This is a genomic window from Trichocoleus sp. DQ-A3, assembly GCF_039961975.1.
In the GTDB taxonomy this organism is placed as follows: domain Bacteria; phylum Cyanobacteriota; class Cyanobacteriia; order Cyanobacteriales; family FACHB-T130; genus FACHB-T130.
Map to the genome: position 1 here is coordinate 527,517 of NZ_JAMPKC010000003.1, position 12,149 is coordinate 539,665.

Sequence of the window (12,149 nt, forward strand, 5' to 3'; positions counted from 1 at the left end):
GCGTCTCTACATGAGTTTCAGTTACCGACTATTCTATTCCTTCAATCCGGTCTTCGACCTCCTGATACAATTCGCGCAGCATCTCTAAGTTGCTTTCGCTGGTTTCCCAGTAACCGCGACCATTGACTTCAAGTAAGGTTGCGACAACTTTGCGGAAAGAGTGAGGATTGAGGTTCATTAACCGCTTCCGCATCTCTTCATCTTGGATAAACGTGGTATTTGTATCCTCGTAAATCCAGTTATCGACAGCACCAGCTGTTGCAGACCAACCCATCGTATTTACCAGGCGTTTTGAGAGTTCGCGGACACCTTCGTAACCGTGACTTAGCATCCCTTCGTACCACTTGGGATTTAGTAGTTTGGTACGGGCATCTAAACGGACGGTTTCGGAGAGGGTACGGACTTGGGCGTTGGCAGTGGTGGTGTCAGCAATGTAGGATGCTGGCGTTTTGCCATCCCCACGCAGACTGGCGACAACCTTAGTGGGGTCGGAGTCGAAGTAGTGGGAAACATCCGTGAGGCTAATCTCGGAAGAGTCGAGATTTTGGAACGTCACTTCAGCAGTTTTCAGCGTTGCTTCAAAAATCTGACGCGACTGTTCCATTGTGCCTGGACTGTCGGAGGTAAAGGCAAAGGATTTGCGGCTGAGGTACATATCTTGTAACTCAGATTCGCTTTCCCAAGTGCTGTTTTCTACTGCCAGGTTGATATTGGAGGAGTAGGAACCGGAAGCGTTGGAGAAAACGCGAGTTGCCGCTTGACGCAGGTTGATGCCCATTTCCTCCGCCTGTAGTAAGGCGTGTTTGCGGACAAAGTTCATCGATAGGGGTTCATCGGCTTCTGCTGCCATCTTCACAGCTTGGTCGAGTAGGTTCATCTGGTTGATGAACAAGTCGCGGAAGACACCAGAACAGTTGATGACCACATCAACGCGGGGGCGTCCGAGTTCAGCCAGGGGAATCAGTTCCAGTTTGTTGACTCGTCCCAAAGCATCTGGCACGGGTTTAACGCCGACCATCCACATAATTTGGGCGAGAGATTCACCGTAGGTTTTGATGTTGTCGGTTCCCCAGAGAACGCAGGCAATGGTTTCGGGATAGGCACCTGTTTCCGCCCGTTGCCGTTCTAGCAGTCGGTCTACAACGACTTTGGCGGATTTGACTGCGGCTGCGGTGGGGATAGATTGGGGGTCGAGGGCGTGGATGTTTTTGCCTGTAGGCAGGACATCCGGGTTGCGGATAGGATCGCCACCTGGCCCCGGAAGGATGTATTCGCCTTCTAAGCCTTTGAGTAAGGCACCCAGTTCGTTATCGGCACAAACTTGTTGGAGGCAGAATTCCAAATACTCAAATAGAGGCTTAATCGCTTCTGGGTCAACTTTCGCATAGCCTGCTTTATGCAGGGACTCGATCCAAGGTTCCTTCTTGCCCATGTTGAAGAAGTTGAGCTTAGAAACGAGGGAAACGCGACCATCGGCGTCAGTTTGTTCTTTGACGAGGGCGGAAACAGCGGCACGAGTGGCAAGGGTGATGTCTTGCAACAGTTGGACATCTTCTAAGATGCCTTTGTCGTTGTTCTTATAGATGTCGTCAATGTCGCGTCCGATGCTGTTGGCGATGATGCGGGGAAGACTAAGAATTTCTTCTTCGTTGCGGTCGAGACTGGCGATATTGACCAAGGTCGCGATCGCTTCTTCTGCACTTGGCGGTTTCCCAACGACGTGCAAGCCACAAGGCAATAGCCGCGACTCAATTTCCATCAGTCGTCGGTACACCAAACCGACCAGGGTGTCCCGTTCCTCGCTGGTCATCTCCTTGGCGTCTTTCTCTGGCAGGGTGATATCTTTATCCAGATTCACCATGCGGGACTTATCTACGATCGTGTTAACAATCTGGATGCCGCGTCCCGTATCTTTGAGGGTTTGGTAAGAACCGATTAACTCGCTCAATTCCTGCAAACCCTTGTAGAGTCCAGCATTTTCAGCCGGGGGAGTTAAGTAGGAGATGGTTTCGGCGTAGCTGCGACGCTTGGCGATGGTGGCTTCGCTGGGGTTATTCGCCGCGTAGTAGTAGAGATTGGGAATGTTGCCAATCAAGTTATCGGGGTAACATTCGTTAGACATCCCCATCTGCTTACCAGGCATGAATTCCAGCGATCCATGCGTACCGAAATGCAGCACGGCGTCGGCTTTCCAAATTCGCTCTAAATAGGTGTAATAAGCGGCAAAACCGTGATGGGGGCTGGCAGAACGGGAGAATAGCAACCGCATCGGATCGCCTTCGTAGCCAAAGGTCGGCTGGACGCCGATAAAGACGTTGCCGAAGTGTTTGCCGAAGATTAATAAATTCTGCCCGTCGCTGTTGAGATGTCCAGGCGGTTTGCCCCAGTTTTCTTCGAGCCGTTGAGAGTAAGGAGTTAAGTCTTCATACTCCGGCGTTGACATCCGATAGGCGATATTCAGTTCCGGAGTGCTGTACTGCGCTTGGGCATCGTGGATGACTTCTTGCATCAACGCCATCGCTGACTCTGGCAGTTCTGGGAGGTCGTAGCCGTTCTGCTTGAGGGCTTTCATCACCTCGTAGATGGAACCAAATACATCCAGATAAGCAGCAGTTCCGACGTTACCCTTGTCCGGTGGGAAACTGAAGACGGTGATAGCAACTTTCTTTTGGAGTTTTGGCTTGCGGCGCAGGTTTGCCCATTTTAAGGCGCGTTGCGCGATCGCTTCTATTCGATCTTGAAGGGCGATCGCTTTCCCAGTGGCTCCATCCCTTCCGGAAAGGATAATCGGCTCAATCGCTCCATCTAGTTCGGGGATGGCAATTTGCAATGCCACTTGCACCGGATGCAGCCCTAAATCGCTATTTTCCCACTCTTCCGTTGTTTGGAATACCAGCGGTAGTGCCACCATATAGGGGCGATTCAGGCGTTTAAGCGTGTCAATTGCCTTGGGATGATCTTGTCTAGCAGGACCCCCGACCAGGGCAAATCCGGTTAGGGATACGACTGTATCCACGATTGTCTGGTTTCCTTGGAGGAAGAAAGCCTCAACTGGCTTAGAAAAATCTAAACCGGAAGCAAAGACGGGAATTACCCGTGCGCCCATTGCTTCGAGTTCCTGCACCATCGCTACATAATGGGCATCGTCGCCAGTGACGAGGTGAGTGCGTTGCAGCACTAAGCCCACACAAGGAGCAAGGGGATCTTTGAGATCGACAGGAATATCGTTGCGGCTGTTGTACCAGTTGAAATATTCCTTGACATCCTCAAACATCTGCGGTGCCAAGGGGTGCCAGATTCCCATATCAACATAGGTGACGGGGTCTTTGTATTGGAAAGACGAACCACGGCGCGTCTCTACACCCTTGAGAACGTATCTATCCGCCAGCATCAGCAGGAAGTTCTCCAGGTTTTCTGAGGAACCGCCGAGCCAATATTGGAAGCTGAGCATGAAGTTTCGAGCATCCTGCGCTTTGTCCATTGGCAGGTATTTCAGAACTTTGGGCAAAGTTTGCAGCAGCTTCAGCATCCCATCCTGGAAGCCGCTACCGGATTTTTCTTTGCGCTTCCGCATGAATTGGGCGATCGCGCTCTTAGATTGCCCCAGCTGGGCCATCGAGAAGCTGCCCATTTTGTTCAGGCGCATCACTTGCGGCATCGACGGGAAGACGACAGCGACATCCAGCGCGTCGCGGTGGGGTTCTACTGCCGCAACAACTTTATCGGCTAAGTCTTCAATAAAAATCAGGGAAGCGATAAAGATATTGGCACCCGCAACTTCTCGCTTAAAACCCTCGTAGTTTTCCGGGTCGCGCAGTTCTTCAAGCAGATAGCCGCTAATTTCGATGGCTAAGCCGGGATGGTTCTCGTTAATTGAGCGAACCGCTCCTGAAAGGGCACTCTGGTACTGTGGCTCCAGCACGACATAGACCACCTTGAGTAGCGATCGCCCCCGCAGGTTGTCCGGGGCAATGTGGCGAATGGTGGACTTGACGTGAGTGAACATTCGCGTAGGCTCCAAATGATAACGTGTTCTCTTATTTTGGAAGGCAGAATTAAAGATACAGAAGTCTGAGGCGATCGCTCATCTTTCTGAATTCTGGGTTCTGATGATTGATTGGCTTATGAAGTGTTTTTACCAAAAAATGCTTACCCAGTGCGGGGTTTGGGCATTATCTGACACAATTCGATAAAAACTTTGCAACAATTTTTTATATTTATTGACAAATATGAAAGTGCCTACTCATTTTTTTGCAAATAAGTATTAAGTTTTGGAGAGGCGTGGAATGCCAATATCGGACATCTTGATTCTTTCAAATGGCCCTGGGGAGTTAGCGACCTGGGTTCGTCCTGTGGTAAAAGCTTTACGGGAACAACTAGGGGATGACCGTTCGGCAGTGCGGATCTCGGTCGTTCTGTCTCCTTGTCCCAACGCGAGTGGCAAAGAAGCAGAAATTGCCCAGTCTTACCCGGAAGTAGACCGAGTACAGGGGGCAGAGAAGTTTTGGGAGTTCTTACTGTGGGGAAAGACGGCGGAAAACTGGGATTGGCGCGATCGCGGTGTGGTTCTGTTTCTCGGTGGAGATCAAGTTTTTCCCGTCGTCATTGGCAGACGCTTGGGTTATCGCACAGTGATTTATGCAGAGTGGGACGCCCGTTGGCACAGTTTGATTGACCGATTTGGCGTCATGAAACCGGAACTCATCGCCCGCATTCCCCAGAAATATGCTCATAAGTTTTCGGTTGTCGGGGATTTAATGGCAGAAGCGGCAGAATTAAACACTAAAAATGAAAAATTAGAAATTTCCGAGGCAATCTATCCGGGCGAAACGATTGGGTTATTGCCTGGGTCGAAACCAGCAAAACTTGCTCAAGGAGTGCCTTTGTGCTTGGCGATCGCAGAATGCATCTATGCTAAACGTCCCCAAACTCGCTTTGTGATCCCCGTCGCGCCGACTTTGGATCTAAAAACTTTAGCTCGATTCGCCGATCCTAGGCAAAATCCAGTGATTGAGTTAGTCAAAGGCGCAACAGCAGAACTCATAACTCCCGATCCGCCAGAACTTCCGTATTTAAAAACAGCAGCGGGAGTGCGAGTAGAACTGTGGACGCGATCGCCAGCTTATGACTTACTATCTCAATGTTCTCTGTGTTTTACGACCGTAGGAGCCAATACTGCTGAACTCGCTGCTTTAGCCGTCCCGATGATTGTCTTATTGCCAACTCAACAACTGGACGCCATGCGAAGCTGGGATGGGTTGCCGGGCTTACTTGCTAATTTGCCAGTTCTCGGTTCTAGTTTTGCCAAAGCGATCAACTGGATTATCATGCAAAAAGTCATGGAACAAGGGCGTTTATATGCTTGGCCTAATATTTGGGCAAAAACCCAGATAGTTCCAGAATTACTCGGTAAACTCCAAGCGGCAGAAGTTGCAGAATTTGCTTTGGACTATTTAAATCATCCTGAAAAATTGCAGGAAATGCGCGATCGCCTCCGCAGCATTCGAGGTGAAGCGGGTGCTGCCCAAAAACTGGCAAAGCTAGTTTGTGAGGAGTTAGAAAGACAAAATGCTTAATTTTTAAGCACTACGACGCCCTAGTTCGTAGATCCCGCAACCGACACAAGCCAGCATTCCCATACTGATTGCCCAGCTGCGCCCTAAGCCAAGTTCTACTCCGTAGTTGCAAACCGCGCCAATCAGGAAAAAAGGCACAATGCTGAAAATAGAAGCATAGAAGGCATTTTGAGCTTCTCTACCCTTGCGAGTTCTGTCAAATTCTTCTTGTGAAGTGTAGAGCGATCGCTCAGCAAAGTTAAACCAGCGATTAATTTGCTCCATCACCCATTCGCTGACCGGAGAGCAACCGAGATATAAAGCCAGCGACCATAGACCTGCACCTGCGATCGCGGTCGCATTTAGCTCGAATCTAAACGGTAGAATTTCAATCAGCATGGGTTTTACAACACTATAGTAGTTACTCTTCAGGGATTTTAACAAAAGTCAAGAATCTGTGAATATAGGTTGTTCCTCACTGCCTAAAAAAGTTGTGAGGTGCCGACAATTTCCACCCTGGGACAGACCCCAGCTCAAAGCTTGACTGCCAAACTTGACACGGCAGCAATCTAAAGTAACATCTTTCGGTTAATTGGCTGCGTAGATAAGCACCACAGTTCTCGGTTATCGATCTTAATTCGGGCAAACGAAGAGTAAAGCAATGCAGCAAGGGTCCGTACCACAAAACCTTCAAAACCGCTTTCTCCATCCAAGACGATTTCTATTTTTATTAGGGCTGCCTTTAGCCTGGTTAATGCCAGCAGTAGAATTACAGCCAAAATCAGTTGAGGCATTGGAAGTTAGAGCAAGTTCGGCATTAACTGGCAATAGTTGGCAAGGGGCATCTTTCCCAGTTGAAAATTTTCAAGGCTATACTTCTGCATTTGGCTACCGTCGCTCTCCTTCTGGTTCTGGGGGTTTGGAATTCCATCGGGGCTTAGACATTGCTGCACCTGAAGGAAGTTACATTCGTAACTGGTGGGCAGGGAAAGTCGTGAAAGTCTCACAAGATAGACTTTGCGGCACCTCAATTACTGTGGAGTCCGGTGCGTGGCGTCACGTCTACTGTCACATGAAAGGGAGCGTGGAAACCGCCAATGGCGGTCGTTATTTCATCGATCGCAGCGGGGGTCTTGTAGTTTGGGAAGGGCAACAAGTGCCAGCAGGTGCCCGGATTGGTCGGGTAGGGATGACTGGGCGCACTACTGGCCCTCATCTCCACTGGGGATTAAAGTATGGCGATAACTATGTAGATCCGGCTCAGGTTCTTAAAGCAATGTATGCTCAACAACCCGGTAATGTTCGGCAAGTTGGGCAACGTTTGCTTCAACCGTCTAGAAGTCAGACATCATGGTGGAAACGTCAGGGGCAACGAACGATTGATTATTGATCGACTTGACAACATTTTCTTAGGCTCAATCCTTCTTACCTAAGACAAAAGCAATTCAAGGACTGGGTGCAATACATCAGTAGGGACATGGCAATGCCATGTCCCTACTTGTTAGAAACCGCAATATACTGCACTCAACTGAGAAACGTTATACAGGAACGCCCCGAAGATTGGCAGGCTCAAATCTTAGCAATAAAAGAACCCGTTTTTTTCAGGAAAACGAGTTCTTTTATAGAAGTGTTCTGTTTAAAGAACAAGCACTTTTAATTAAGGTAATTAAGGAAGTGCTACCTCTTTCTTAGGCACTTGGGCGCGTTCAGTTACAATTTGACGAAAGCGATCGCCCTCAATCGTTTCTTGGTCTAACAAAAGATCTACCAGATAGTCTACCAAGACTCGGTTTTCCAAAATCAGCCGACAAGCTTCCCGATAGCAATGCTCAACAATTGTTCTGACTTGGGTATCAATGCGAGTCGCTATTTCTTCAGAATACTCGCTACGGCTCCCCCAATCGCGCCCTAAGAATACTTCCCCATTCGGAGTTTCCAACGACAGCGGCCCCAAATCCGACATTCCAAAGCGCGTGACCATCTGCCGCGCCAGGGATGTCACTTTCTCCAAGTCATTCCAGGCACCCGTCGTTACTTCGTCGTCGCCAAAAATGACTTCTTCCGCTGCACGTCCACCCAAGATTCCGGTAATTCGAGCCAGCAGCTGCGATCGCGAAAACAAACCCTGCTCTTCACCCGGAGTATACCAGGTTAGTCCTCGTGCTTGACCGCGTGGTACAAGGGTGACTTTCTGTACCGCGTCGTGACCGGGTAACAGGGTGCCGATCACGGCATGACCGATTTCGTGATAGGCAATTAATCGCTTGTTCTTGCTATCCACCAGCGGTGTGCCTTCCATCCCCGCTACCACCCGGTCAACGGCGTCGTTGATTTCTAGCTCTGTAACCGCATCTTTCCGCCGTCTGGCGGTCAAGATGGCAGCTTCGTTGAGTAAGTTCGCTAAGTCAGCACCTGTAAAGCCTGGAGTCCGACGAGCAATGTTTTCCAGCGAGACTTCGGGAGCGATTTTCTTATTCCGCGCATGAACTTCCAGAACCGCAAGGCGTCCCTTCAGATCCGGTGCATCCACCATCACTTGTCGGTCAAAACGTCCCGGACGCAACAGCGCCGAATCCAGAACATCGGGACGGTTGGTCGCGGCAATGATAATAATTCCAGTATTGCCTTCAAACCCGTCCATTTCTGTCAAGAGCTGGTTGAGGGTTTGTTCCCGTTCGTCGTTTCCGCCGCCAATTCCTGCGCCTCTTTGCCGTCCGACGGCGTCGATTTCATCGATGAAGATTAAGCAGGGAGCGTTTTCTTTGGCTTTTTTGAATAAGTCCCGGACGCGGGATGCACCGACGCCGACGAACATCTCCACAAATTCCGAACCGGAGATGCTGAAGAAGGGAACCCCGGCTTCTCCTGCGATCGCTTTAGCGAGTAATGTTTTCCCGGTTCCAGGAGGGCCAATTAACAGGACGCCTTTGGGAATTTTCGCACCTACGGCGGTGAATTTCTCTGGGAGTTTGAGGAAGGTGACGACTTCTTCGAGTTCTTCTTTGGCTTCTTCGATTCCGGCGACGTCGTCAAATTTGACGCCGGTTTTGGCTTCCATCTGAAATCTGGCTCTTGATTTCCCGAAGTTCATGGCTTGCCCAGAGGCATTACTAGAACGACGGAAAATAAACATTAATACTCCCAGTAAGAAGAAGAGTAATAGTAAGTTTGCCGCTACTCCCACCGCTGCGGTGTTATCGGTCGAAGGTTGTACATCAAGTTCGACATTTTTGTCGCGGAGTTGTTCGATCAATTCTGGGTTTTGCTCTAGAAGCATTACCTCTTGCGGCGGATCGGTTGGCTTTTGCCCCGTTAATCTAACCTTAGCCATCCGGGTGGCTGGGTCAATTTCCACTTTGGTGACTTGGTTTGCCTCAAGTTTCTGCAATAAATCGCCATAGGTGAGGGTGTTCTGCTCTGCCTTGGCGAGGGCAGGAGGACTCAGCAGCATCCCCTGGAAAATCATCAAACTGGCGGCGATCTGCCAGAAGCGTCGTGGCGCTGGTTTAACGGAATCTTTAGACCTTTTTGCCGGTCGATCCCCTATCCATGCTTCGATCCCAGAATTATTGTTCATAACTATTGCCCTTTCCCTGCTGCTTTGACTCAACCCCTAGGTTGCTGGATTTCCAGAGGAATCTGCCTAAATCAGGAGTTGAGCAGACCTTTCCATCTTCTAGTTTAACTGTCTCGATTCCAGCCTTGCCGAGAATCGGTTTGCTGGTTTTGGCTGCTTTGTTGACGAAGTTGGGTGGAACTTGTTATCTTAAACGTATTCATAACGAGTACGTTTTAATATCAGCGTAAATTTATCTACCGATGTCTCGGTGACAGGTGATTGCCTAAAATTAACTATTTTTGCGGTTACTAAAGCTTGTTTTCATCTTCATGGAGGATTGATATGGTCAAAATTGTGGGAATTGGCGGGAGTTTACGGGCTGAATCTCAAAGTCAGCTGGCTCTAAATTTGGCAGCTTTGCGAATGCGATCGCTTGGTGCTGAGGTAGAAGTTCTTGATTTGCGGCAAATGAATCTGCCTTTTTGTAATGGGGAAAAGGAATTTCCAGACTTTCCGGATGTTGCAAAGATGCGGAAAGCCGTCGCTGAGGCAGATGGCTTAATTTTGGCAACCCCTGAATATCATGGTAGTGTCAGTGGTGTGCTGAAAAATGCCTTAGATTTAATGAGCTTTGACCAGCTAAGCGATAAAGTTGCGGGTTTAATTAGTGTCTTGGGAGGTCAGTCAAATAGTAACGCTCTCAACGATCTGCGGGTGATTATGCGCTGGGTTCATGCTTGGGTAATTCCGGAACAAATTGCCATTGGACAAGCTTGGAAAGCGTTTGATGCTAATGGGAACTTGCTGGATGATAAACTTTCTGAGCGCTTTGATGAATTTGCTAAAAGTTTAGTAGAAAATACCCAAAAACTGAGAAAGGCTGCCTAGTTTTCGGCTTCAATTGGGAAGTTTTAACGCAAAGGTACGCCAAGGAAATCGCAAAGGTACGCAGAGATGATTTTTCTTTGCGTATCTTTGCTTTATTCCTTTGTGGTTCTAGGCGTTAAAAAACACCCAATTATTTAATGATGGTGGTGATCGTGGTCGTGGTGATGACCGTGGTCATGGTGATGATGACCGTGATCGTGGTGGTCGTGGGTATGAGCCGCTTGCATCGCCGCCATCTGAGGATTAACGGAAAGAGCTTGTTCTGAAAATAAAGCTTCAATCTGAGGATGCGCCCATTCTGCTGCCATCTTTAAAAATTCTGGATGGTCGTTGACGCACTCCATTTGTACGTAGGTCACTTCCGGATGCTTACGCCGTAAGTTATGCAGGATGTGGTCTACATCTAACAGAGTTTCGTGATTCTCAGTAGCAAAGCCTATTGGCATGAAAACGACGGAGGTAGCACCCAGCAGAATTAGATTTTCAGCAGCTTGGGTGGCATTGGGTTGAGTCCATTCAATCAGAGGAGTGTCATGGTTGAGCCAACCCACTGAAATCAGCGGATATTTATTGATCAGCTTCTCTCTAACTCTCTCGTAGAGTGCCTCACTTTCAGTGATGCCTGAGGTAAATCCTTTAGCTTTATGAGGGCAACCGTGGTTCATCAACACGATGGCAGTTTGGGAGGGCAGGTGGGCGACTGCTAAATCGCGGGCAATTTTCTCCTCTACTAGACGCGCTAACAACTCGATGTAGGCGGGTTCGTTGTAGAAGGAGGGAATATAGCGCTGTCCCTTAATCCAATGTTCGCTACCGTCAGAGAGTTTGGAAAGGGCGTTATTTACTTGCTCGACCGCAATCCCGCTGGTAAAGATAGAATCTACTACTAAGAGCGGGTAGATCAGCAGTTTGTCAAAACCCTGCTCTTTGATTTCAGCAAGAACCTGTTCGGGAAGGAAGGGAGCGCAGAAGTTAAAGGCTTTGAAAACTTTAACGCGATCGCCCCATTTTTCTTGTAGATTTTTTTCTATCCCCGCTCGTTGCTGTTCAAAAATTGCATTGTGGGGGGAAATAAAATGATCGTGCTGGTGGTTCCACTCGTGCAGGTCAAAGATTGCCAAAAGCTTTGCGAGTGGTGGATAAATCCACGTCGGTACCGGCGCAAACTTAGCGGTGAGTAGATTTAAAGCTTGTTCGTTATAGTTGGCAAAGTCGTCGTAGCTTTCTACTTCGCCATAGCCCATCAGCAATACGGCTACGCGGTCGTTACCAGTGGCTGAATCGTTATTTTGTTGAAGTTTTTCTGGGGTGGCTACCAAGTCGCGTTCCTCAACTTGAATGGTGTCTACATCAGAGTGGAAACTGGGGCGATCGCGTTGTCGTACAGATTCAATCCCCTCAAAGCACCACTCCTTTTTTAGGTTAACATCCCCTATGGGGGGATTAAGGTAAAAAATTTAGTAGTTAGATAATATTGCAGCGAGTTTTGATGCGCAATTCATCCATCCAATGATTGATACAAGTCAGGAGCGAGCGATCGGGGGAAGAGCTGCATCTAGTGGCATACGCAAGGACGCGATCGCGTCCTTGCGCCTTCGCTTTGTAAAGTGCCGCATCCACCGCATGAATGACTGCCTCTTCCGTATTGCCATGAATCGGGAAGCAAGCAACTCCCAGCGAGATCGAAATCGTACCCAGTTGCTGACGCCGAGATTGTACCTTTTGTTTTTGTAAAGTTTCGTACAGCGATAAATTGGCTAGCGCTAGGGCAAGATTTTCTGCGACTGTCACTGGTTATACCCCAGCACAGATTAAATTCCGGATCTACCCATTCAATCGCTTGATAGCCGCTGAAATACTGAATATTCAGCGTTGCATCTGCTTCCAATTTTGCTGAGATGGCTTCCCCGCATTTTCCCAGCGCTTTGTCATGCGAACCAGTGCTAAAAATCGCTCTTTCATTTCCCCGGTGAGTTCGATTTTTATACTCTTGGCTTCCAAGTCAATTTTCTGCTGAATGCGATCGCTCTTCAGTAGACCTCCTGCATGAATCATGAAGGGTGTGCCAGTTCGTAGTTGAGCAAGCCAGCAATTAGGTTTAAACGCAAGCCAAAGCGCTTTCTGCGGTTGCGATACCGTCCTGAAAA

Annotated in this window: 9 protein-coding genes and 1 pseudogene; 3 read left to right on the plus strand and 7 right to left on the minus strand. The window is 48.8% G+C overall.

Annotated elements, in window-relative coordinates; translation table 11 throughout:
- Window positions 1–28: 28 nt before the first annotated feature.
- Window positions 29–4,006 (minus strand): magnesium chelatase subunit H, encoded by a 3,978-nt coding sequence (locus NDI44_RS08835; RefSeq protein ID WP_190410878.1) that lies wholly within the window; start codon window positions 4,004–4,006, stop codon window positions 29–31.
- A 280-nt stretch (window positions 4,007–4,286) separates the two neighbouring features.
- Here NDI44_RS08835 and NDI44_RS08840 point away from each other — a divergent pair, with 280 nt between their 5' ends.
- Complete coding sequence (locus NDI44_RS08840; protein WP_190410879.1) at window positions 4,287–5,576, plus strand: lipid-A-disaccharide synthase; 1,290 nt, start codon at window positions 4,287–4,289, stop codon at window positions 5,574–5,576.
- A 3-nt stretch (window positions 5,577–5,579) separates the two neighbouring features.
- Here NDI44_RS08840 and NDI44_RS08845 read toward each other — a convergent pair whose 3' ends face one another.
- Window positions 5,580–5,954: a hypothetical protein gene (locus tag NDI44_RS08845; RefSeq protein ID WP_190410880.1), complete on the minus strand. Its 375-nt coding sequence runs from the start codon at window positions 5,952–5,954 to the stop codon at window positions 5,580–5,582.
- A 355-nt stretch (window positions 5,955–6,309) separates the two neighbouring features.
- Here NDI44_RS08845 and NDI44_RS08850 point away from each other — a divergent pair, with 355 nt between their 5' ends.
- Entirely contained in the window at window positions 6,310–6,945 is a 636-nt protein-coding gene (locus tag NDI44_RS08850; RefSeq protein ID WP_347275884.1) for a M23 family metallopeptidase, read from the plus strand.
- Window positions 6,946–7,221: 276 nt separating this feature from the next.
- Here the strand turns inward: NDI44_RS08850 and ftsH are convergent, their stop codons facing one another.
- Window positions 7,222–9,132: an ATP-dependent zinc metalloprotease FtsH gene (gene ftsH, locus NDI44_RS08855; protein WP_190410882.1), complete on the minus strand. Its 1,911-nt coding sequence runs from the start codon at window positions 9,130–9,132 to the stop codon at window positions 7,222–7,224.
- Window positions 9,133–9,456: 324 nt separating this feature from the next.
- Between ftsH and NDI44_RS08860 the strand changes: the two genes are divergently transcribed.
- A complete protein-coding gene (locus NDI44_RS08860) occupies window positions 9,457–10,002 on the plus strand; it encodes an NADPH-dependent FMN reductase (RefSeq protein ID WP_190410883.1) in 546 nt (181 codons plus the stop codon).
- A gap of 134 nt (window positions 10,003–10,136) precedes the next feature.
- Here the strand turns inward: NDI44_RS08860 and NDI44_RS08865 are convergent, their stop codons facing one another.
- The 4 genes and pseudogenes from NDI44_RS08865 to NDI44_RS08880 form a co-directional block, all read right to left on the minus strand.
- Complete coding sequence (locus NDI44_RS08865; RefSeq protein ID WP_190410884.1) at window positions 10,137–11,321, minus strand: ferrochelatase; 1,185 nt, start codon at window positions 11,319–11,321, stop codon at window positions 10,137–10,139.
- A 145-nt stretch (window positions 11,322–11,466) separates the two neighbouring features.
- The gene (locus NDI44_RS08870) at window positions 11,467–11,793 is read right to left on the minus strand and encodes a diguanylate cyclase (RefSeq protein WP_190410885.1); all 327 of its coding nucleotides are present in this window, start codon (window positions 11,791–11,793) and stop codon (window positions 11,467–11,469) included.
- Between the two features lie 75 nt (window positions 11,794–11,868).
- On the minus strand, window positions 11,869–12,057 hold the full coding sequence (locus NDI44_RS08875) for a hypothetical protein (protein WP_190410886.1): 189 nt from the start codon (window positions 12,055–12,057) through the stop codon (window positions 11,869–11,871).
- Window positions 12,054–12,149, minus strand: a pseudogene (locus NDI44_RS08880) (IS5/IS1182 family transposase); the annotation flags it as partial. The pseudogene NDI44_RS08880 and the gene NDI44_RS08875, both read right to left, overlap by 4 nt.